25 protein-coding genes are annotated in these 22,372 nt (G+C 43.2%); 12 read left to right on the top strand and 13 right to left on the bottom strand.

The annotated features are described in order from the left end of the window. The first annotated feature begins 15 nt into the window (after nt 1-15). The 6 genes from carA to RLN88_RS09650 all read left to right on the top strand — a co-directional run bounded on the left by carA (nt 16) and on the right by RLN88_RS09650 (nt 5,908). Nucleotides 16-1,119 carry a glutamine-hydrolyzing carbamoyl-phosphate synthase small subunit gene (gene carA / locus RLN88_RS09675; RefSeq protein ID WP_350221196.1) on the top strand — a complete coding sequence of 368 codons (1,104 nt, stop codon included), beginning with the start codon at nt 16-18 and terminating at the stop codon, nt 1,117-1,119. Further along, the gene (gene eno / locus RLN88_RS09670; protein ID WP_350221195.1) at nt 1,119-2,396 is read left to right on the top strand and encodes a phosphopyruvate hydratase; all 1,278 of its coding nucleotides are present in this window, start codon (nt 1,119-1,121) and stop codon (nt 2,394-2,396) included. Before carA ends, eno begins: the two co-directional genes overlap by 1 nt. A gap of 148 nt (nt 2,397-2,544) precedes the next feature. After that, entirely contained in the window at nt 2,545-3,234 is a 690-nt protein-coding gene (locus RLN88_RS09665; protein WP_350221194.1) for a LiaF transmembrane domain-containing protein, read from the top strand. A 42-nt stretch (nt 3,235-3,276) separates the two neighbouring features. Continuing rightward, nucleotides 3,277-4,335: a sensor histidine kinase gene (locus RLN88_RS09660; protein ID WP_350221193.1), complete on the top strand. Its 1,059-nt coding sequence runs from the start codon at nt 3,277-3,279 to the stop codon at nt 4,333-4,335. Further along, a complete protein-coding gene (locus RLN88_RS09655) occupies nt 4,328-5,080 on the top strand; it encodes a LytR/AlgR family response regulator transcription factor (protein WP_350221192.1) in 753 nt (250 codons plus the stop codon). The genes RLN88_RS09660 and RLN88_RS09655 overlap by 8 nt, the downstream gene beginning before the upstream one ends. 24 nt (nt 5,081-5,104) lie before the next feature. Then, complete coding sequence (locus RLN88_RS09650; protein WP_350221191.1) at nt 5,105-5,908, top strand: methyltransferase domain-containing protein; 804 nt, start codon at nt 5,105-5,107, stop codon at nt 5,906-5,908. Here RLN88_RS09650 and RLN88_RS09645 read toward each other — a convergent pair. The 3 genes from RLN88_RS09645 to RLN88_RS09635 form a co-directional block, all read right to left on the bottom strand. Continuing rightward, nucleotides 5,892-6,695 carry a hypothetical protein gene (locus RLN88_RS09645; protein WP_350221190.1) on the bottom strand — a complete coding sequence of 268 codons (804 nt, stop codon included), beginning with the start codon at nt 6,693-6,695 and terminating at the stop codon, nt 5,892-5,894. The genes RLN88_RS09650 and RLN88_RS09645 overlap by 17 nt on opposite strands. 6 nt (nt 6,696-6,701) lie before the next feature. Continuing rightward, the gene (locus tag RLN88_RS09640) at nt 6,702-7,037 is read right to left on the bottom strand and encodes a hypothetical protein (protein WP_350221189.1); all 336 of its coding nucleotides are present in this window, start codon (nt 7,035-7,037) and stop codon (nt 6,702-6,704) included. A gap of 119 nt (nt 7,038-7,156) precedes the next feature. Beyond that, entirely contained in the window at nt 7,157-8,449 is a 1,293-nt protein-coding gene (locus RLN88_RS09635) for a sensor histidine kinase (RefSeq protein WP_350221188.1), read from the bottom strand. Nucleotides 8,450-8,550: 101 nt separating this feature from the next. Here RLN88_RS09635 and RLN88_RS09630 point away from each other — a divergent pair, with 101 nt between their 5' ends. The 3 genes from RLN88_RS09630 to RLN88_RS09620 are packed head-to-tail and all read left to right on the top strand — an operon-like array spanning nt 8,551 to nt 11,325. After that, nucleotides 8,551-8,979, top strand: a complete 429-nt coding sequence (locus RLN88_RS09630; RefSeq protein WP_350221187.1) for a YybH family protein — start codon at nt 8,551-8,553, stop codon at nt 8,977-8,979. Between the two features lie 55 nt (nt 8,980-9,034). Next, nucleotides 9,035-9,409, top strand: coding sequence for a BlaI/MecI/CopY family transcriptional regulator (locus tag RLN88_RS09625; RefSeq protein ID WP_350221186.1), 375 nt, complete (start codon nt 9,035-9,037; stop codon nt 9,407-9,409). Beyond that, nucleotides 9,406-11,325: a peptidoglycan DD-metalloendopeptidase family protein gene (locus RLN88_RS09620; RefSeq protein WP_350221185.1), complete on the top strand. Its 1,920-nt coding sequence runs from the start codon at nt 9,406-9,408 to the stop codon at nt 11,323-11,325. Before RLN88_RS09625 ends, RLN88_RS09620 begins: the two co-directional genes overlap by 4 nt. Before the next feature lie 40 nt (nt 11,326-11,365). Here the strand turns inward: RLN88_RS09620 and RLN88_RS09615 are convergent, their stop codons facing one another. Genes RLN88_RS09615 through RLN88_RS09605 form a run of 3 tightly spaced genes read right to left on the bottom strand, consistent with a single transcriptional unit; the run spans nt 11,366 to nt 14,714 of the window. Beyond that, nucleotides 11,366-12,466, bottom strand: a complete 1,101-nt coding sequence (locus RLN88_RS09615; protein WP_350221184.1) for an MFS transporter — start codon at nt 12,464-12,466, stop codon at nt 11,366-11,368. Between the two features lie 56 nt (nt 12,467-12,522). Then, a complete protein-coding gene (locus RLN88_RS09610; RefSeq protein ID WP_350221183.1) occupies nt 12,523-12,972 on the bottom strand; it encodes a DUF3995 domain-containing protein in 450 nt (149 codons plus the stop codon). Beyond that, nucleotides 12,969-14,714 carry an ATP-binding protein gene (locus RLN88_RS09605; protein WP_350221182.1) on the bottom strand — a complete coding sequence of 582 codons (1,746 nt, stop codon included), beginning with the start codon at nt 14,712-14,714 and terminating at the stop codon, nt 12,969-12,971. Before RLN88_RS09605 ends, RLN88_RS09610 begins: the two co-directional genes overlap by 4 nt. Nucleotides 14,715-14,881: 167 nt before the next feature. Here RLN88_RS09605 and RLN88_RS09600 point away from each other — a divergent pair, with 167 nt between their 5' ends. After that, complete coding sequence (locus RLN88_RS09600) at nt 14,882-15,466, top strand: hypothetical protein (RefSeq protein WP_350221181.1); 585 nt, start codon at nt 14,882-14,884, stop codon at nt 15,464-15,466. 6 nt (nt 15,467-15,472) lie between these two features. Here RLN88_RS09600 and RLN88_RS09595 read toward each other — a convergent pair whose 3' ends face one another. Further along, nucleotides 15,473-16,147 (bottom strand): hypothetical protein, encoded by a 675-nt coding sequence (locus RLN88_RS09595; protein ID WP_350221180.1) that lies wholly within the window; start codon nt 16,145-16,147, stop codon nt 15,473-15,475. A 116-nt stretch (nt 16,148-16,263) separates the two neighbouring features. Between RLN88_RS09595 and RLN88_RS09590 the strand changes: the two genes are divergently transcribed. Next, a complete protein-coding gene (locus RLN88_RS09590) occupies nt 16,264-16,821 on the top strand; it encodes a BLUF domain-containing protein (protein WP_350221179.1) in 558 nt (185 codons plus the stop codon). Here RLN88_RS09590 and RLN88_RS09585 read toward each other — a convergent pair. From RLN88_RS09585 to RLN88_RS09575, 3 genes are all read right to left on the bottom strand, one after another. Further along, a complete protein-coding gene (locus RLN88_RS09585; RefSeq protein ID WP_350221178.1) occupies nt 16,818-16,997 on the bottom strand; it encodes a hypothetical protein in 180 nt (59 codons plus the stop codon). The genes RLN88_RS09590 and RLN88_RS09585 overlap by 4 nt on opposite strands. 79 nt (nt 16,998-17,076) lie before the next feature. Further along, on the bottom strand, nt 17,077-18,099 hold the full coding sequence (locus RLN88_RS09580) for a nucleoid-associated protein (protein WP_350221177.1): 1,023 nt from the start codon (nt 18,097-18,099) through the stop codon (nt 17,077-17,079). A gap of 44 nt (nt 18,100-18,143) precedes the next feature. After that, nucleotides 18,144-18,659 carry a uridine kinase family protein gene (locus tag RLN88_RS09575; RefSeq protein ID WP_350221176.1) on the bottom strand — a complete coding sequence of 172 codons (516 nt, stop codon included), beginning with the start codon at nt 18,657-18,659 and terminating at the stop codon, nt 18,144-18,146. A gap of 101 nt (nt 18,660-18,760) precedes the next feature. Between RLN88_RS09575 and RLN88_RS09570 the strand changes: the two genes are divergently transcribed. Continuing rightward, nucleotides 18,761-19,849, top strand: a complete 1,089-nt coding sequence (locus tag RLN88_RS09570) for a hypothetical protein (protein ID WP_350221175.1) — start codon at nt 18,761-18,763, stop codon at nt 19,847-19,849. A 372-nt stretch (nt 19,850-20,221) separates the two neighbouring features. Here RLN88_RS09570 and RLN88_RS09565 read toward each other — a convergent pair whose 3' ends face one another. The 3 genes from RLN88_RS09565 to RLN88_RS09555 all read right to left on the bottom strand — a co-directional run bounded on the left by RLN88_RS09565 (nt 20,222) and on the right by RLN88_RS09555 (nt 22,151). Further along, complete coding sequence (locus tag RLN88_RS09565) at nt 20,222-20,602, bottom strand: endonuclease domain-containing protein (RefSeq protein ID WP_350221174.1); 381 nt, start codon at nt 20,600-20,602, stop codon at nt 20,222-20,224. Between the two features lie 218 nt (nt 20,603-20,820). Further along, the gene (locus RLN88_RS09560) at nt 20,821-21,474 is read right to left on the bottom strand and encodes a hypothetical protein (protein ID WP_350221173.1); all 654 of its coding nucleotides are present in this window, start codon (nt 21,472-21,474) and stop codon (nt 20,821-20,823) included. An 11-nt stretch (nt 21,475-21,485) separates the two neighbouring features. Continuing rightward, nucleotides 21,486-22,151 carry a hypothetical protein gene (locus RLN88_RS09555; RefSeq protein ID WP_350221172.1) on the bottom strand — a complete coding sequence of 222 codons (666 nt, stop codon included), beginning with the start codon at nt 22,149-22,151 and terminating at the stop codon, nt 21,486-21,488. Between the last annotated feature and the right edge of the window lie 221 nt (nt 22,152-22,372).

Genomic DNA, 22,372 nt, shown 5'->3' with positions numbered 1-22,372 from the left:
TTTTTGTGCCCCAGTATGAAATACCCCACGCGAAAAAAAGCAACACTATTACTACAAGACGGCACCACTTTTACTGGATATTCGATAGGCAAGCAAGGCACCTCCGGAGGTGAGATATGCTTCAATACCGGTATGACAGGCTATCAGGAGATTTACACTGACCCGTCCTACTTCGGTCAGATCATTGTAAATACCACCTCTCATATTGGTAACTATGGAGCCATCAATACAGAAGTAGAAAGTGATGCGCCAACAATTAAGGGACTTGTCGTCAACGATTTTTCCCATATATACAGTCGGACCAAAGCCGATGAAAGCCTTCAAGAATTTCTTGAGAAAAACAATACCGTTGGTATTGCCGGAGTAGATACACGCAAAATTGTAAGGCATATCCGAACCAAAGGTGCCATGAATGCCATCATTTCCTCTGAACTTGAGGGAGAAGCTTTGCAGGCTGAGCTTGCTAAAGTCCCCAGTATGGAGGCTCTGGAGCTTTCCACACAGGTAACAACCAAGGAGCCATATGAGCTGGGTGAGCAAAACAATGGATTCAAAGTAGCTGTTTTGGATTTAGGAATCAAAAAATCAATACTGAAGAATCTGGTCAAGCGCGACTGTCATTGCAAAGTTTTTCCCGCTCAGACTTCTTTTGAGGAGATGGAAAAATGGGATCCTGACGGATATTTTATTTCCAATGGCCCTGGCGATCCGGCTGTGATGGACTATGCCTCCGATACAGTGAAAGAAGTGCTGGCCGCTAATAAGCCACTTTTTGGAATTTGTATGGGAAGTCAGATTCTGGCAAGAGCAGTGGGGATTCCTACCTATAAAATGCACCACGGTCACAGAGGATTGAATCATCCGGTAAAAAATCTGAGAACCGGCCTTAGCGAAGTTACTTCGCAAAATCACGGATTTGCCGTGGAGATGGACGCATTGAAGAATTCGAAAGAGGCGGAACTCACTCATGTGGATTTGAATCATGATACGGTGGAGGGACTAAGACTAAAGAACAAGCCCGCTTTTGCAGTACAGTACCACCCGGAATCTTCCCCCGGACCAAATGACTCCACCTATCTATTTGACGATTTCATCCAACTAATAAAAGACAATAAATAATGAGCGTTATTGAAAGTGTTTTTGCTCGTCAGATAATGGATTCAAGAGGCAATCCAACAGTAGAAGTTGAAGTCATTACTGAATCGGGATGCATAGGAAGGGCTTCTGTCCCCTCTGGGGCTTCTACAGGGGAGCGTGAAGCCGTTGAATTACGCGATGGAGACAAGACTCAATACATGGGAAAAGGCGTTCAAAAGGCTGTAGATAATGTAAATAACATCATTGCTCCGGAGATTGAGGGGCTTTTAGTGGTGGAGCAAACATATATCGATCAGTTGATGATTGAGCTGGATGGTACACCAAATAAATCTAAGCTTGGTGCCAATGCCATTTTAGGCGTATCGCTGGCAGTTGCCAAAGCAGGTGCTGATGCGTGTCAGTTGCCACTTTACCGATATATCGGTGGGGTAAATGCAAAGGTGCTCCCTGTTCCGATGATGAATATCATTAATGGGGGTTCTCACTCTGATGCACCAATTGCATTTCAGGAGTTTATGATCAGGCCCGTAGGTGCGCCCACTTTCACCGAAGCGCTTAGAATGGGTGGAGAAATTTTTCATTACCTGAAAGCAATCATTCACGATAAAGGATTAAGTACAGCAGTTGGAGATGAAGGAGGATTTGCCCCTAATTTTAAGGGTGGAACCGAGGAAGCTCTCGAAAGCATATTAGCTGCTATCAAAAAGGCAGGATATAAGGCTGGCAAAGATGTGATCATCGCTTTGGATTGTGCTTCGTCAGAATTCTATAGCAAGGGGGTTTACGACTACTCAAAATTTGAGGGGAAGGGAGGGATCAAGAGGTCCAGTGCGGAGCAGGTTGAGTATTTAGCGAAGCTGGTCAAAGATTACCCAATCGATAGTATTGAGGATGGATGTGATGAAAATGACTGGGAAGGCTGGAAAATGCTAACAGAGAAAATAGGAGATAAATGCCAGCTTGTAGGTGATGACCTACTGGTAACAAATGTGACATTTCTGGAGAAAGCCATCAGAGAAAAGGCAGCCAACTCAATCCTCATCAAAGTGAACCAGATTGGGACACTCACCGAAACTTTGGATGCTATAGAAATGGCACACAAAGCCGGGTGGACCGCTGTGGTATCTCATAGATCGGGTGAAACAGAAGATGCCACCATTGCTGATATCGCTGTGGCTACCAATGCCGGGCAGATTAAAACAGGCTCCATGTCCCGATCTGATCGAATGGCGAAATACAACCAACTTCTGAGAATAGAAGAGGAGCTGGGGGATGTAGCGGTTTATCCTTCCAGATAATTAAAATTTTAAGGCCTCCATTTGGAGGCTTTTTTGTTTCCTGATCTAAAAGCGTCACTAACCCTACCCAAACCGCAGCTTACCGATTTGCTATGGTTTTGCCATATTGCATGATGCAGTTTTGAGTATCATTTAAAACTCAAAGGCAATGACACGACACGAAAATTCAAACTCGAAATTATGGCTCGGCATAGTGCTGGTGACCATAGGAAGCTATTTCTTACTAAGAAACCTGGATCTCATCCCTTCATTTTTGCCGCACTGGCTTTTTAGCTGGGAGATGATCTTTGTAGTGGCCGGCGGAGGCATGCTGGCTTCCGGTCGCAAAGAAGGATTGGTTTTTATAGCTATCGGAGCATTCTTTGTGCTACCCGATATCATGGACTTTCCGCGATATAGGATGCGCGACTGGTGGCCGGTTATCCTGATTGCCATTGGATTATCAATCTTTCTGCGGAGAAGAAGCTATAATCGTCCTGCTTCCAGCATGGGTGATGAGTACTTTGACGATACCTCCATATTTGGAGGCTCAGAAAAGTCCATCACTTCACAAAGTCTAAAAGGAGGAAAAATTAGCTCTGTGTTTGGTGGTTCTACACTGAACATGCGGGATGTGAAACTCGGACAAAGGGAAGTATTGATAGACTACCTGTGCATTTTCGGAGGCAATGAAATCATCGTTCCCAATGACTGGACTATCATCAATGAGGCTTTCGTGATGTTTGGAGGCTTCTCCGATACCCGGGCTAAAATCAGTGGGGTGACGCCAGATCCGGAGAAAATTGTCAGGATAAAAGGCTTGATCCTCTTTGGCGGTACAGAATTGAGAGGTGGGTAATCCACCTTTCTTTATTTTTATTCCTCATTTCACTAAGCACCTATGAAGCACCCAATCCTCAGCGGCTCAGGCTACAAACTATATGCACTCATATGGTTGATCGTCATGGCTGTGCATGGTTCGGTGCTTTATTTCTATTATGACTTCACGATCACCATCTCCATAGCCGATAGCCTGGTTTACAACCTTATTTTCGGATCTATTGCCCCGGGCTTCTGGTTCATCGTGACCTTCGGAGGCTTGAACAAAGATGAGCTCTCGCTGCTTGGAACTCATATAGGAGCGGCAGGACTTACCATTATACTTTGGCTGTCAATTTCGGGATATCTCCTGAGGATGCTTTTCTTGAACAATGCGGAATACCTGAACTTCATATCCAGCGTCACTATCTGGCGGGTGATCATAGGAGCTCTTTTTTACAGCATTTCCATCCTGATTTTTTACCTGATAAAATACTATCAGGACATGCAAAAGCGCATGAATCTCGAGCTGGAACTACAGAATCTCCTGAAGGATTCGGAGCTGAGGATGCTAAAGTCTCAGATCAACCCTCACTTCATCTTCAATAGCCTGAATTCCATCAGCGCACTGACCGAATCTATGCCAAAAAAGGCGAGGGAAATGGTGATTAAGCTTAGTGACTTTCTTAGATATTCGCTTGGGAAGGACAATAGTGAATTGAACCCCCTTGACCAGGAAATAAACAATGCCACCCTCTATCTTGAGATTGAAAAGGTGCGGTTTGGGGACAAGCTCCGGTTTGAAAAGGAAGTTTCAGAGGAGTGTGCGCAGGTGAAAGTCCCCAATCTCATTTTGCAACCGCTATTCGAAAATGCCATAAAATTTGGTGTATATGATAGCTTGGAGCCGGTCACTATTCGGCTAATATGTGAGTCATCGGATGACATGGTCTATCTGCGCATCACAAACAATTTCGATACATCGTCGATCCCATCTAAAGGGGAAGGAATAGGTTTGGAAAATGTGAAAAGACGAATGAGCTTAGTGTATGGAAGGCATGATCTGGTGGAAATAGAAAAAGGAAGGGGAGAGTTTACCGCAACACTTAAGATACCGCTAAACCTGAATGAAGATGAGTAAAATACGAACGCTGATCATTGATGACGAGCACCTGGCCAGGCAGATCATTCGGGGATTTTTGGAAGAGGACGATGATGTTGAGATTGTGAGAGAATGCGGCGATGGGTTTGAGGGGTTTAAGCAGATCAATGAGCTGAATCCGGATCTCGTGTTTCTGGACGTGATGATGCCCAAGCTCACGGGTTTTGAGATGCTGGAACTTATCGAAAAACCTCCGGTAATCATTTTTAGTACAGCATATGACGAGTACGCCATCAAGGCTTTTGAGCAAAACGCTGTGGACTACCTACTCAAGCCATATGATAAGGAAAGGTTTGTAGTAGCACTGGAAAAAGCGAAAGCCAAACTTGATACAAGCCAGTCAACCCTGACGGGCATGAAGGAAGTGATAAAACAGCATCAGGAGAAAGCAGAGGTGCTATCCCGTATTGCAGTGAGGACTGGAAATAAAATCAACATCTTGGCCATTGACCAGGTCAGGTACATCGAGGCTCAGGATGATTATGTAAAGATTTATGCGGATGAAGGATCATTCCTGAAGCAACAGACGATGAAATATTATGAAAATCACCTCCCACCGGATGATTTCCTACGCATTCATCGATCGTATATTGTGCGGTTAAAGGAAGTTGCGAGAGTAGAGCTTATGGGAAAGGACACTCATGTGGTCTTTCTGAATGACGGCACTCAGCTGGCTGTGAGCAGATCGGGGTATACCCGATTGAAGGAAGTGCTGGGTTTTTAAAATACCTGAATAGACGTTTGAAAAATGAAATATATCGCTGATCAGTATAGCAAATATGATTACCCCTTAATTCCGTCAAAGCACGATTTGGAGGTGTATCAATACTTCATTGACAACTTCCTGAAGGCAACACAGCGACAAGATATCAATGTACTGATCTGTGGTGTTACTCCTCATTTGGTAAACTTGGATTATCCAGAAAAGGCCTTTATTCTGGGAGTTGATTTTTCGGAAGATATGATCAGGTATGTCTGGCCCGGAGATGTAAAGGGAAAAAGAAGAGCATTGAGGGCCAATTGGCTTGACATGGACATAGCATCAGATTCGATAGATATTATCATTGGCGATGGGTCATTGAATTTTCTTGACAATACTTCCTATCAGAGTTTTTTGCATAAAGCAAGCACGATACTGAAAAAGGATGGAGTCATGATAAAGAGAACCTATCTGAAGAGCGACCGGGATACGCCGGAAGAGTGCTTTAGAGGGATCTTTGAAAAGCGATTTCAAAATCTCACTGAATTTAGATTGAGGTTCATACGATCTATGCAGCAAGATGAAAATCAGGGGGTGCTAATGGCCGATGTTTATGAATTATGGCATGGTATGAATCCTGATCTGGATCAAATTGCCAGCGCCACGGGCTATGATGTTTCCATGCTGAAAGGAATGGATTTCTACAAAGACATGAAGGCCAGGCTGTTCTTCCATTCGCTGGATTTTCATGAAGGTGAGCTAAAAAGGGTTTTTAAAGTAGTGGAGACAAAGGCACCTTCTGCTCACATGGGGGAGGAACTGCCTATTATTTCAGCTAGAGGAAAGCTCTAATTCCACCTGCCAGGATTTTCGCATTGTCTTCGTTGTAAGGAGAATCTCCCGGGGTTTTGTTTGTGTCAAAAAGTATCACCTCTCCCTGATGTATACAGAAATCGAATTTTCCATAATCGAATTTCCTCTCCTTTATGTATGCTAAAATCTCGGCAGGGGGCTCCAACAATTCCCTGGAAATAACACTCGCACCTTTCACAATCGGCTCTTTCGATCCCACCCTTGAGCACACATATTTATCCCCCAAAAAACTACATACACGCAGATAATAGACGTCATCTTCAACCTCAGGCAAGAACTTTTCAACAATGAATTCATCATTGGAGAAAATCATCTCAGGCACATCGCTTAGTGAATTAAAAATGGAATAAGTGATATTCTTTTGCTGGTTTATTAGCTGGTCCCGGAGTTTGACCAACCCGTCCGGGATACTTTTCGCTATTTCCGCCAACCCACCAGCATTCAGGTTTGGTTTTACGATCACAGGGCCTTCATACGTAGTGCGGCTTTCCAATAGATGATTGCTAATATGCCTCTTGCTGATGTCCCTAATTTTGCCATTGATAACTTTTGGATGCCGATCCATATACTCCTGATATTCGGGTGGTATTATCGTCAGGTCAATATGGTTGATCAAAATATCAACTTCCGGCTTTGGTTTGATTCCCTTGATAATGATGATTGCAAAATCTTCTTTAGCCCAAAGCCTAATGAGGTGATTTATTAGATAGCTGCACCGGACGAACCTGTATTCATTTTCATGAATAAGTATGCCAATCTTGATCATGGAAAACTATTGTGGACGAAATTGGATACAAATAAAAACCCCCAGCCCCTCCAGTGGAAGCGCACGGTGCGGGCAACCCGATGGTATGAAAATAGAAAATGGTGCAGATAAAACCTGCACATCCCCATCCAATTCTATTTCATATTTAAAATGCTCACTACTTGGAATAACTACATTGATTTCATCAAAATCATGGTGGTGTGTTTCTGAGAAATTTTTAGGGTCGTTGTAATAGTCATTGGTAATCACATGCACAGCCAGATGAAAAGCCTTATCATTAAAATCCCCATGCTGAAGCATTGAATAACGAACAATCCCTTCCACATCAAAATGATGGTTCATCTTGCTGAATGGTTCTAGCTTTCCCTTTTTTATTTGAGGTTGCATCTGTCTAAACGTTTCTTAAAACTAGTGACAAATTTCATTAATCATTGGGGTTAGGTATTTGGAAAGGGGAGAAGCTAATGAAGAGGCTTGGAAGGAAAGAATAAAGAAACCACCGTCCCCACTCCCTCCTCACTTTCAATGTCTATTTCACCATGGTTTTTCGAGATGAGCTCTTTCACCAGGCTCAAACCAAGGCCGGTACCTACTTCACCGGCAGTCCCCAGATGGGACTTCACTATCGCTCCATCTTTTAAGTTTTGAAGGGTAGCCTGATCCATCCCTTTGCCTGTATCTGTGATGGTGATGCTTACCTGGTCTCCTCTCAGATGAGAGCCTATGGATAGTTTACCATTTCTTGAAGAGAACTTCAACGCATTTTGGACGAGGTTTCGAATGACCACAGTAAGGTGATCCGGGTCACACCAAATCTGTTTGGTATTCAAGTCTATGTTCACCGATATTTCCTTCTTTTCAATTTGATCCGCAACAACTGTCATCACTTTTGAAATGACTTGCTCAATATCGAGGGCACTTGGTTTGGCATTGATGCCCTGAAGCTGGGATTTTGACCAAAAAAGTAGATCATCCAGGGTCTGACTGATATCATCCACTTTCTTCTGCAGCGCACCCTGATAGGTTATAAACTGCTCGGGATCTTTCCTTAGCTCGGGATCGAGAAGGAAATATTGCTTCAGGGTATTAAGCGGACTCCTGATGTCATGAGAGATCACAGCAAACAGAAAATTCTTGGTTTTGTCTGCGACGGCAAGCTCTTCCTTATCACGAGCAATCAGCTCATTGACTTTCACCAATGATCGTTTGAAAAAATTCATGCAGAAGAAAACGGTGACTGAAGTGGCTAACCAATTGATCTGTAACCCAAAAAATTCTTTGGTATATACTTCTGCAGAATAAGTGTATCTGTACGCGATGAAAAAAGCTCCGCTTAGGATGATAAAGAGTGTGCCAAAAATGGATGTCTTTCCGTCCAGGAATATAAGTGTCAGGGGGATAAGCAAGATTATTACATACTCAGTATCAGTCTCGAGATTCAATTGGATAGAATGAAAAAACACTCCTGAAATGAGCGAAAAGAATCCAATCAAAAACCAGTTTCTGGCTAGCCGATACCTATTGATAGACTGAAGCCAGATGGAGGGGATGGAAATAAATAAGCCAAGTGACACTACTATTGGCTGTACTTTGTTGCCAATGAGGATATGGATGATTACGATTAGCGTGATGATTACAGTAGCAACTATTGCAATTTTATTGAGTAGGAGGATCCGCCTGTTTTCGAAACTGTAAGGCTGATCAGGCAGGCTCCCCAATCTGATCACTTGCTCAATCCACTTTAATATTGCCATTTCATAAAACTACGAAAATACCTGCTTTGGTTGATTTCTTTCTGTAAGTCCATTTTAATTTATGAGTTGCATAATTATTACTATAGTTATAGTATTGCTGAATGAAACAACTATTATCCATCCTTTTTTTGCTGGCTTTCCAGAGCAGTCTGGCTCAGTCAGCGGATGAGCAGGCAATCATCGAAGTGTCCACACAATTCTCTCAATACTACGTGGAGGGAGATATTGGCTCGCTCGCAAAATGCTACACGGAGGATGGAAAGATCATGCCGCCAAATGCCGATATCATTGAAGGGAGGGAGGCCATTGAAAAAAGGTGGACCCTGCCTGAAGGTGTCACAATCCTCAAGCATAAGTCTACCCCCGTTGAGATCAGGGTGATGGGAGATACCGCCTATGACGTAGGCAGGTACGAGGGCACCACACGAAGAGCCGACGGATCGGAAGTTAGCTGGAGTGGAAAGTACATCATCATCTGGAAAAAGGTAGACGGTGAGTGGAAGATTCACTGGGATATATGGAACCGATGAAATAATTACTATAAAAATAGTTTTATTATTATAAATATAGTTATATCATTGCTTTATGAAGGAATTGACCAAAGCAGAGGAGCAACTAATGCACTACCTCTGGGGACTAAAAAAAGCTTATCTGAAAGACATTGTGGAGCAATATCCCGAGCCAGCCCCGGCTTATACTACTATTTCTACAGTGGTAAACGTGCTGGTGAAAAAGGGATTTATCGGCTTCAATACGCACGGAAAGAGCAGGGAATATTATCCGCTTATCTCCAAAGAGAAATATTCCAGACAATCTATGAAGGGTCTGATGAGCAACTTCTTCGACAATTCGGCCAAGCAGTTTGCCTCGTTTTTCACCACGCAGGAAGATCTCTCCATAGAGGAGCTACAGGAAATAAGAAAGTTGATTGATGAGCAAATAGCGCAGCGCAAATCATGATTGATATAGTCTTTTATCTGCTTAAAGTAATAGCTATTCACGGCCTGCTTTACTTATTCTTCCGGCTCATGCTGAGTCGTAGCGCACGGCATTCACTTAATCGTATGTATTTGCTGGCAGCCGTTTTTCTGGCCTTTTTCATTCCTTTCATTGAACTACCCATATCCACTTCCGCCACCATTTTGCCATCCGATGATGAAATCACGACCTGGCTGTCAGAGCCCTCTGGTCAGGCAGAGTTTGATTTGATTCCCGTACAAAAGGAGGCAGACTCTTTCTCTTATTATGGTGTCATGCTATGGATTTATTGTTTGGTTGCTGGCGTCTTCATTATCAGATCAATCTTTTATTTGATATCACTGCATAGACTAAAAATACATTCTGAATACATCAGGAAACGATGGTTCAGACTTTACAAGACTTCACATGCTCGTCCGTTTAGTTTCTTCTCAAATGTTTTTATGCCCAAATCGCTGTTTGGTGCTGAGGCATTTGGCCAGATTCTGGCACATGAGTGTGTGCATGTACGACAGTTCCACTCAGTGGATCGGTTGGTTTTGGATTTCGTTGTTTCGCTGTTTTGGTTCAATCCCTTCATCTACTTGTATCGAAATGCACTCATCGAAATCCATGAATATCAGGCAGATGAAGCGGTGGTTAAGCGCTTTAAGGATCCTATTGGCTATCAGGAGATTTTATTCTCCCAGCTTCAATCTGCTCAGTATTCCGGTATGGTGAGTCATTTCAATGTTGAAATAATCAAAAAACGAATTGTAATGATGAACAAACAAAACAAAATGTCCGGTTGGGTGTATGCACTCACTTTGCCGGTTGTGCTTTCGGTGGTGTTTTCTTTTTCCAGTAAAGAAGCGATGCAGCCGATCAGTCAGGTGGGTGGTGAGATTGCCACCTTGCTAGGCCCTGAATCCATTAAACCCTGGGCGGATTTTTGGATCGAGGAAATTGCTTCGGCAAAGTTTGACAAGGACCAGCAGGATTTTACCCCATCCATTTTGCCATTGAAAAACACAAGCAATGTGAAAATGACGTCTGGATTTGGGATGAGAATGCACCCAATTGATAAGGTGGAAAAGATGCACAAGGGGATGGATTTTTCCTGCCCGATGGGTAGCGAGGTAATTGCCACCGCAGATGGGATTGTGGAGAAAGTGGAGCCCAATAAGGATGGTTATGGCAATCTGCTGACCCTGATGCATGGAGAGGAATATCAGACCAGGTACTCCCAGCTAAAGGAGTTTAAGGTAAAAGTGGGAGACAAGGTGAGGAAAGGAGACGTGATTGCACTCAGCGGCAATTCCGGACAATCCACAGCTCCTCATCTGCATTACGAAGTGATCAAAGGAAGCGAACATGTCAATCCCATTTACTATATCCAAAACTACAATTTCCAGATCAAGACCAGGGAAGATGGTAGATCGAAGGAGGAGCGATATGATGCCTTGAGAAAAAAGGAGGAAGAGCTTGCCCGAAATGAAATGATGCTGGCCAAAGCAGAGGAAGAGCGTGCTGCTGCTGAGTCTCAATTGATAAAAGCAAAAGAGGCTGAGGAAAGAGCAAGAGTAGAAATAATCAGGGCTGAGGCGTATAAAGCTGAGGCAGAGAAAGTGAAGGTAGAGGCGCAGAGAGTGAAAGAGGAAGAGATCAAGCGAAAAGCGGAGATAAAGGAAACGAAGAAGGTAAAGGAGAAGGATAAGAGCAAATCGAAGGATAAAGCGAAGGAGGAAATTAGCAACCATGAGAGGCTTACCAAGATTGAGAAATTTCTCAAAGGATATGACGAGAAGTATGATTCCGAAAATTGGATAATTGTGCTCAAAGATGATCGTGCCAAGCTAAAGCGGGTAGGAAGTGTAGAGTCAATTACACTCTATGAAGGCTTCTTCGCGAAGAACTAAAAAAAAGAGGGTGTCTCACTTTTGAGACACCCTCTTACTTTTATCGATATAAATACTCAAACATTCCAGTCAATATCTCTGACGCTCCGATGTAAATCCCAACACCATACGTCACATGCCTCACTGATAGGTTTTGAATGGCATATGGCAGTCCGCTGATATTCAATGTTGTAAATCCACCTGCAATTACAAGTGCTGCGGCAATGGTGAGATAGAGGTTTTCTGTGAGAAACATACCCAAAGCACCCACAAACAGCACAATAAAGCTAGTGGTAATGACTGTTCTCAGGTTTGCCCTGGAGATTCGCTTACTTATCAAGAATCCACTGATGGCACACAAGCCTAGGATTCCGAACGAAATATAGTCTCCATACTCTCCTATTTCAGGGAATAAGTTTGCAAAATGACCCGGGAAGAACTCAACAAGGAAAGCTTTGCCCACCCCAAGAAAAAGGCCCACCATCAGAATGGCTATGTATGAGATGACCGGCTGAGATCTTACCCGGTCATTTGCCATGAGCTCCGACTTTCGCTGAAGTACCTCATCTCTGGAAACGTGGTGAAATAAAAATCCTGTGGCAGAGATCAAAATACCTCCAACAATGAACGTCAATGTGTCACCGAAGAATTGTACCAATCCCACCACGACAGGCTCCAGCGCATAGAGCAATTCGGTCACCAGGAAGAGAAATCCCATCACAATAGGCAGCTTCTGTGCCGGTGCAAATGCCTCAATCATGGAGTTGGCAGGGCTTACAAAAAGGTTCATACATATGAGCCAGATCACGATCATAAAGGGGACTGCTCCACTCACATCCATGATGTGGGAGGTGCCAATGAGTGAGGCGACCACCATAAATACCATGGCCGTAGCGCCAATACCTACGGTGAAAATGATCAGGTATTTCCCATTTTTCTGGAGGATTTTATCCGATAGCCATCCAGCCAGTGGTGGAATAGTCACCAGGATGATTGCCTTGGCAATAATCATAAAATCAACCAAATGAGTGATCCCAAGATTTTCCATTAGGATAGGCTGATATTCGTGATAAGCAATCCAGCTAATAACTACTGCGGCGTTTAGTGCCGCCAAACTATATACCTCTTTCCATTTGAGGCTGCTTGTTTTTTCTGTTAACATGTAATTCGGTTAATGATTTATGTACCTACATACGGCGTGGCTATGTGGGTTGGATTTTATGGTTTGGTAGGATTCATCAAATGATAAGTTATGACAATTCCAGCATGATACCAAGTAGGCTTATCGCCAGGCAAAGGGGAGAATAGAATTCCGAATCTCGCTTTCCGAACGGAGTGGATTTGATTTTTTTTGAAAAACCCTACGTATCTAAAATCTCCAATAGACCTCATCAGAAATATAATGGGAATGAGCCATCCGACGGTGGATAATACCCAGCCCGGAAGATCAAACCCAATGATCCCTGACTTGATGAGGTAGAATATGCCGAAAAGAAGCAGACCGATACCCACCACCAGGCTGTCGATTTTCTTTGGATGCAAAACTGGCTCGCCGCTTTCTTTGGTTGGGATGGAAGCTTCGAATCCCCAGGAATTGCCCAGCGCCCAGCTAATATGAAGTAGAGATAAAACCAGAAAAATGCTAAACAAAATAGCTCCCAATATCATGTTGGTTCTTTTAAATATTTAATCAATACCTCCTTGAGGGTTTCCATTCGGATGGGTTTCAGTAGGTAGTCGATCATGCCAGCCTCCAGGCATTCCTCCCTGCTATTTTTCATTGCATTGGCTGTGAGTGCTATGATCAGCGGTTTTTCACTCTTGTTCTCATAGATGGTTGTGATTTGCTTCGAGGCTTCAAACCCGCTGATATCCGGCATTTGTAAGTCCATGAGGATAATGTCGTAACATTTCTCTCCAGCCATCTGCACCCCCTCGGTTCCATTAAAAGCCAGGTCTACCTTCGTAATCCCCAGGCTTTTCAGCATTTTTTCGGCCACCAATCGGTTGATTTGAACATCTTCTACTACGAGAATGTCAAGGTCTGTCAGCCCGGGCACAATCATCAGATCCATTTTCTTATCATCGGCGGATTGGCTGACGCCAAGTGGTAAGGTGAAGTAGAAATGCGAGCCTTCCCTGAGTACTGACTCGAATGCAATGGTGCCTCCCATAAGGCTCACCAGTTTTTCTACAATGGAGAGACCCAGCCCTGTGCCTTCATATTTCTCATCATCATTTCCCTTATAGAAGGTTTCGAAAAGCCGGGGCTGACTTTCCTGAGGAATCCCTGCGCCGGTATCTTTTATGCTAAATCTCACAGATGCCACATCGCCGGTTTGGTTGATTACCGCTACCTCCAGATCGATTCTGCCTTTGTAGGTAAACTTGATGGCATTGTTCATCAGGTTGACCAGCACCTGCCGGATCCTGGCAATGTCCCCGGTCAAAAATTGTGGGAGCTTCTCATCGAGATGCAGGTTGATTTCCAGGCTCTTGTTGGACTTGGCTTTCTTCTTAAAAACTTTCCAGATGGCATTGAGCTCTTCCCGGATTTCAAACGAGCTCATCTGCAGCTTTAGCTTTCCGGCCTCTATGGTTGTAATATCCAGCACATTGCTGATCAGTCCGTGGAGGATATTGCTGCTATAGACCAAACTGTCAATCAGGTCTTCCTGCTCTTTGTTCACTTTGGTTTCAGATAGCAGTTCAGTCATCCCTACGATACCATTGAGGGGCGTTCGCATCTCGTGTGAGATCGTGGCAAGAAACGTGGTTTTAGCCTGATCGGTGGATTGGGCTTTGTGTTTTTCTTTTTCCAGCTCCTCGTATTTCTCCCTAAGCTGCCTGCGCTCATCTATATAGGTGCGCTTAAAGACATAAAGACATATCCCCATAATTACAAGTGAGGTGAGGGTAGCAATGGCCAGGTCCTGCATCAGGAGGTCATTGCTGAGGTAAGGGGCAGCACTTTGTGGATAATGGATTTCATAGATTGTGAGTCCAAGCACCAGGCCAAACGTGGCAATAATAAAGATCAGGTAATCCTTAAGGGGCAGCACGAGTAGTCCCGATAGATAAACAAGTCCCAGAAAAGTGGGGATAGCGGCCTTAATACCCCCTGATGGAAGCCAGCTTATACCGAGCAAAAAAAGGATGAGATAGTAATAGAAAAGGGAAATCTTGCGGAATGCGATTCCCTTTTTCTGGAGTACGTAGAGCGCTGAGTAGACGAAAACCCCGGATATATAGACCGTTTGCACGAAATACTCATAGCCCACAACCAATCCATAGATCGCCCAAAAAAAGAACACCACCACCGTAAGGGCGAGTGTGATTTCGAACAATCGATACTCAATCTTCACAGATCGGTCTGTAGTAGGGAGGATATTTGAAATGCCTGATTTCAATAGCTGGAACTCAAGAGTAGTGAAGTTAAGTATTTAGGTGAAAAATCAATGCTCCGAATTTTTACTGAGTATATCATTGGGGTATTCATTTAGATTTTTTTACCCACTTTTTGCGAGCCGATCGGCTTGATAGTGAGCATAGTTTTGATCGTGAAAAAATGACTACAATGAGCACGATCAAAACTTTATTCATTACAGTTTTTGTGGCTTCTATTGCGCAAGCCAGCGCACAGAGCTTTGTCACCATAGATATAGAGGAGGAATACGAAGACCTGACCAACCAATGGCTGACGATCTCTGAAGACCTCTCGCACTATGGCGGACTGTCAGCTTTTTGCTCCAGCGAGGAGTATAGAACCTACACGATGGATATTTTAAACCTGCTACACCATTATGACTCGGTGGTATTAGACCTGCTAAAGAATCCTACATTGGATATTGATATCAGCTCCAAGGAGTACCGCAAGACCATGAGTGACATTGCAAAGTTTGAGGAGGAATATGATCTGAAGGGGTTCATTTCCTTTTTGAAAGAAAGCTGCATCACTCGCCGGGACCTCGAAAAGGACAAGGAAGATTTGAAAAAGGAGGTGGGGATGTACTCCTACGATGGGCAGGTGATGATGCTGGAAACAGACCTGAACAAGTTTATGCATCGCATCAATAAGCGAATAGTGGCCATCAATGACCATGTGCACAAGATTCATCCCAGTCAGGTCAGATCCATGCCTGTGGTGAGTAGCGGGGAATGATCTCAATCAGCTGACTTCCGGATCAATCCACTTGCTGGTGAAAATATGGCCGATGATTGTCACCACTTCGTTGATGATGAACAGTAGTCCAATCCCGATGATGGTTTGTGAAAGGATGCCTTTGTTTACCATCAGGTACTCAAAAGTGCCAAAGAAGGGGCCAAAGAGGAGGTATGGGAAAAGCAGGTAGTACCAAAGAAACCAGAGCATTCTGTTTTTATTTTCAATGCTTTTGTAGGCCGCCAGTAGTGGAGGTATGCAAATAGCAAATAGAATAATAGTGACGATGATCTGAGTTTGCAGCCCTCCCCCAATCAGTTTAGCTGTGGCAAAGTACTCGTCGTTGAACCCGAAAATTGGGCCTGTCATCCGCTGGAACGGTAGCTGGGCAAAAATGGTAGCAAACCCAAGGTGTTTGAAGAATGAGCTGTCACGTCTCAGCCACATCATTCCTACATACATCAAAACATAAGTATACATTGGGCCCATGTAGGTGGCGAGGTATTTCCAGTCATTCTCTGCTGCGCAGGCCGTCTCAAAGTAGTTGAATGTTTTATAGCCAAAATCACCGCAGATAAGGAATCCGGCAAAGTGATGAACCAGCTCGTGGATAGAAACATGCAGCATGATCACGAAGTAGAAAGCCACACAGTATTTCCAGTTGATCTTTAGGGTTAGCATGCTGTAATGACAAACAAAGAAGGGTATGGTTTCCCCTTGATTTTGTAGATCAAATGTCAAAGTCTAACAATCGAGTGGCAATCATGTTATTCAACCAAGATTAACCACTTTTTCGAATGTACGAGCAAGAAGCCCTTAGAGAGAAGCTTAAGGAAACAATTGAAAATGCAGACGGTAAGCTCCTCCGAATCTTACATGCTGTTTCATTTCAGTATTCTGATGACTCAGACCTGAAAGAAGAGAAAGAACTGCACCGCCTGGTCTATACAAGTGCCCGGTCAAGACGATGCAGTGACGAGGATATTGAAAAAATTCTGGAGGCCTCCCGAAAGAATAATGCCAGGCTAAATGTCACCGGAATCCTGATCCATACCCGAGATCGGTTTCTGCAGGTTTTAGAAGGGGAAAAGGATACAGTGATGTCTCTCTATAAGAAAATCGAAAAGGACGATCGACATGGTGGGTCCATCATGAGATTTTGTGAGCCGGTGACGCAGCGCTACTTCAGTGACTGGGAGATGGCTGGCAAAAGGATGGATTCGAATGAAATAAAATTCAATACTTCGATCAGTGAGCAAAAGAAGAAGCTATACCAATCCATGATGGATGGTGACCTTCATTCCTACAAAGATGAAGGTATGCGCGTGCTGAAAACTTTTTTGCTGGTCTCCTAAGCTCCTGCGTTCAGAAATTTCAGTGCTTCATAAACCAGGAAGGCAGGCCATACCATCGCTTTCAAAAATCCCACAAACCCGACCCAGAAGCCGGTGGCAGTGGAGATATAGTAGATGGCAGCACCGATGAATCCTAGCCCATAAACTGCACTGCCGCTGTGATTACTTTTACTCATGCAGCTAAAGTCCGGGTTAATTCTCAAATATTGAATGACCAATCTCAAAGAAGCACCTGATTTTTTCAGTCAGTCACTGTCAGTGCTCATTCTCGAAGTAAATCTTGTAGTATTTCCGCCCGTCTGAATCCTGTCCTCGCTCAATCAGCTCCCTATTGCCATGGATGTACACATGAAAGTTCTTGTCCAGCTTCAGCACGCTTTTGAATATCCGAGCCTGCTTCTTCACCGAATTGGCCGCAATCTTAAAACTTTCAGAAAGCTCCAGATCCATTTCATTTTGGTACTGCTGATCAAAAAATCGAAACGAATTGATCGCTTCAACTTCCCGTCCGAATACGGATAATTCAAACTCCCCCTTATCAAACGTCTCAGCTTCTTTGAAGTACTTGATGGATTTATTTAGCAGGTCTATCTGGTCAGTTTTCGTCACTTCAAACTCCTCCGGCATTTGCTCGGTGATATACGTCTTGGTCATTTGGAGAAAGTGGTTGGTGTCGTTCACATGATCCCGCTTGAAGTCCAAATTGATGAAGTCATTTTTCCAATAAACTGCCTCACTGCTGTTGTTATCATAGGCCAAAATGGTATAAGGTTCCTCAGTAAATAGGATCAAACAAGCCTTGTCCAGCCTTTTCTCGCCAATTCCTTCTTTGAAAAGCAGTGTGGGTTCCTTCGTCCAATAGGGGGTTTCTATGAACGCATCTTTTTTCTCCACTTTGAAAATACCCATCCCATCCACAGGCTCGCCACCATACATGATGTCACTAAACCGGACGATGAAAAGATCACCTTCTTTGATGTTTGGGTGGCGGGAACTGTTTCGTAGATGCGTCACAATTCCTTCGTGTGTTTCACCAAGCGACCCTTCATTTTGTATTTTTCTGGAAAGCTGAAAAAGCACGTTTAGCTCCAGATCCACATCATGCTTAAACTGATAGGTATTGATGGTCTCGGAAAATGGTCTGAGAAAGATGTTTTTGAGCGTTTCTTCTTCGCTGGGAGCAAACTCACGTTGGATTAAATGTGGATTTCCATTCGCTTCCTCTTTGATTTTCTTGAAGAACAGTTCCTGAATGGATGCGCCTTTGTATTCGATCATAGAGATGGATTTTGAGGCTCGAAGTTAATGCCATCATAGATGGCCTACTTGCCCAGGGTATGAATTTTTCGCAGGATGCGTTTTAGGTCAGCATCCTGAATAGGAGTCTCCCCTGAAAGCACAAAATCAGCTGATCCATATTGGCCGTATTTCAAATGTGCCTCCCACACATATTCGATATACCACTCAGGATCTTTGCCCCAGCGGGTCTCCAGTTTTCGTCGCTTCACGTAGGTAGCTTTAGAAATTTCCATGAATACCGTCAAGTCATAGCGGGCTCTCAGCGTCTCATTGGCAAATGCCAATATGCCTTCTACAATGATGAAGTCATAGTCAGGCTCATTGTCATCGATGGTTGCGATCACCCATTCATAATCGATCGATTCGGGCACCTCCCAGTCGGGATGACCCTGAATATGGGGCACCTCATTTTCCGGGAAAACATAGTTGTCCATATCCAAAAGCAGCACCTGTTTGGGTGCTAGTGCTTCTTTCAGTTTCCTTGCCAGCGTGGACTTACCAGACCTGCTAGCGCCTCCTATGCCAATGATATGTGCCATTCTGCGGTGAAAGTTAGATTAACCTTTTATGAATTTAGATGAACGGGTTGGGGGGATAATTAGATATTCTGACCTTGCATTCACAAATCAAAGGAAACATCATGAGATTAATCAAACTATCAGTAGCACTGCTTTCATTATCCCTGTTTATTGCTTGTGGCGATGATGAGGAGGAGGCTAGAATTAATGTGGAGGTTCCCGATCAGTTTTCGGTAGATATCCCCTCCTCAATCAGTAGCAATACAGGTTCCCTGAATGGACGAACCACCGGCGATGACGATGGAATCATCGAGGGGAATGAGATCTACGAGAGCTTGCGATATTTCATTCACCTGGGAGAGGAGTCTGCAGAAGTGGTTGAGTTGACACTACAGATTGGGGCTGTGTTGGGAGCGAACAATATCACCTCTTTTACATTTGAGGGGGACGATGACGGGCGCACAAAGAGAATAGACCTAACCGATGAAGTAACAAGGGGAGGAGTTTCGTATGAATTTGAGATGACCATGGTGGATACCGAAAATGAAGATATGGCACTGCAGGTGCTGTGGAATACAAACCCTGTATCCGGGGTTGCTATCCTAAAGCCTTACAATCTGGATCGAACAGATCAGGAGGTGGTAGAGTCTGCAATTTTGCGTATTGATTATACGGAAGATCATGCCACCTATGAGGCAGCAATGACTGTCTCAATTTCGGGGGTTGAGGCTATAGATAATGGAGACATTGATAATATGAAAATGTTTGTGGGTAGGAATGGCGACATTGTAGATGTGATGGGTAATTCCAATCACCCAAATATCAGCATCATCGACCCGGACTTTGAGGGAGGCAGAAACTATGCCTTCGTAGCGCGCGGTGATGAGTCTACTGATCTGGGCGTGGCTAATCTTTGGCTACCGCCATCTGATGTGACCACCAATGATTTTACAGCAGGAGATGAATACTCTGTTTATGCTGTTTTGGAAGCGGAGATAGAGGCGGTTGCCGACGGTTTTTTGACCGAACAGGAGATTGCCGATATCCTGGCTGAGGCATATTCCCCGGCGTATTTTAATGATCAGGGCTTTATCACCTCTGGTGAGGATAACAAACCGATGAGTTTTAGCGATACGTTTGTAGACTTGTCGGGTATGGTGCCATTCGTGCCAAACGATGTGAAGAATCTGACAATAGACTTTATTCAGTAAGTAAGTTTTTAGGTTATCGCAATTTGATCCCGGCCTATTTGGTCGGGATTTTTTTGTTAGATCACTTACCCAAATCATTCAGAATAGGACCCCCTTTAGGAAAGGGGGTGTAGGGGGATTGGCACGTGTACTTAAAGCATAAGACTCCAGCGCTAGTTAGAGATGCTTCGTTCCCTGCCTTTGGCGGCAGGCGGACTTAGCATGACGGCAATGAAATCTTTATGTGCTCATCACCAGCATGTCATCCTGAACGCAGTAAAGGATCTCTAAAAAAGGTAGGGGAAACCATAAGCAGAAAGTAGATTCTACCTCACTTTAATTCAAATCAAAATCAGAAGTATTCCCCCTTCGTAAGGGGGTCAGGGGGATTGTCTATACGCCCTTGTTTTTCTCCCACTCCTCCACAAAATGATAAATCTCCCCCAATACAAAGGCCATATTTCTCTTCACATCCATATCGTCAAACCTGAGGAAGAATAATCCCATAGCTTCCAGTATTTCTTGTCTTGCCTGATCTTGCATTCTAGCCTCTTCATGATAATGACTGCTGCCATCCACCTCAATGACCAGATTCAATTTTTTGCAATAGAAGTCGACGATGTAATAGTCTAGCGGCTTCTGACGGTTGAATTTGTAGCCTTTGATGGAGCCAGCTCTAAGCTCCCGCCAAAGCAACACCTCACTGAGTGTGCTATTGTTGCGAAGGTCACGAGAAAACTGCTTCAGGTTCTTATTATATGGCAGATAATACATGAGATAAAAATAGAAACGTTGAGTCGAATCCCCCGCCTTGATTTTTCAAATCAAGCCACCCCCTTTAAAAAAGGGGGATTCCTCTCTTAATTTATTCAAATTAAAATTGAGAGTATTCCCCCTTTATCTAAAGGGGGGCAGGGGGATTGGTACGTGCACATAAAAATGTGTGGCTTGAGTTAGTTTGGGGAACACCTGACAAGCACAGTAAACGAGCCTTAATCTTTTTTATGCTTCCATAATGTAAAACTTAAAGTGGCTAAAAAGGAAACTATTGCTAAAGCCACAGTAATCTCATTCCCTTTTAATAATGGCCATAATTGGCCAATAAACCATCCAGTTAATACCCAAAGAAAAATTAGAGGAACTGTCCAAATATTTATAGATAAGTAATTTTCGCTAAATAATCTTACCCTTAGTTTCTTCTTGTTTTTCTTGAATGACAACAACTGGTTAATTTCTTCATCGGAAATATATCCAGGGATCAATACATATCGTTCAAAATCGGTATCATGAGATTTCAGTAACTCCTGCAATGGATTTTCTACTTCATGAATATAAAAGTATTTTGGACTTGCTTTAACCATAGAGATGGCAAGATGTCGATCAAATATACCTATAGGTCTTTTTTCAGGTTTAATTCTGTATAACCAGACAGGATCGCCAATGCTGACAATTTTGTATAAATGTCGAGTATCGTTGCGTGAAGGTTTGACCCATTCAGAAATTTGTAAGTGATAAAGCTCTCCAGTTTGGGAATGTTGAACAATAAAAGGATTGGGATTATTTATAATATCAATTTCGATAGTTTTTTTGCTATTGGTCGGTTCATGATAAAAAGAATAAGACCTTATGTTTTCTGTGATACTCATAAACTTAGAATCTAGTTTTCACTAAATTTTGCTTGGCAATTCGGACAAGAATATAACCCGAAATTTGATCTTGATAGTGGCATTTTAATTCCTTCTTTTTGATAACATCGAGGACAATAGAAGCCTTGCTCGTTTTCAAATTCATACATCCCCCATTTTATATTGGGTTTGTCAACCTTGTTATCACTCTCTATTTTCTTGACTTTGGGTTGTTTTAATTTTGATTTCCAATTTATTAAGGCGCCTGTAATATTGGTTTGTATAGGCCATGAAGAATCTTTCATATCTACTTTATAGAGAAATGATTTGCTGGCTCCTCTATCAAAAATTCCTCTAGTGACTCTTTCATGGTGAATAATAAGTAGAGGATGTCCAATTGAATATGCAATACCAGCTTCTATATGATTCCATTCTGTCCCCAGTTGAAAAAGGTTTTTGACCTCCTTATTCTTCACTTTTCCCTTCACTTCCATTTGCGGTATTCCTAAAATTATAGTCCCAGAGCACTTTTCCATTAAAGAAATCACTTCATCTAGTGGAGATTCGAGAGGGTAGTCTGACTGGCCTATTGTTCTTGGATTTAGTTCTAATGATTCAAGTGCATTGTAGAAATTCTGAGCTCCTTTGGAATAAATGGGAGCAATCCAATTGGGTCTACTTAAAAAAACATCTTCCATAATCGAATCAAGATAATAATAATTAGGGATCGATTAAATTCATAGAATTGCAGTTACCAAAGCCTATCATGATTTATACATTTCTCGCACTTCCCCAAAACAATACCCCACCGTACAACTTTACACACCAAAGGATGTTCTATCTAATCCCAGCTGGAACCAAATCCCTCCAATTCCCCTTCCTTTTCAGTAAATTTGTTGACCCAAAATTTTGAAACAAC

The organism is Ekhidna sp. (assembly GCF_040223195.1).
Taxonomy (GTDB): Bacteria; Bacteroidota; Bacteroidia; order Cytophagales; family Cyclobacteriaceae; genus Ekhidna.
This window is presented reverse-complemented; position numbering and strand designations above follow the sequence as displayed.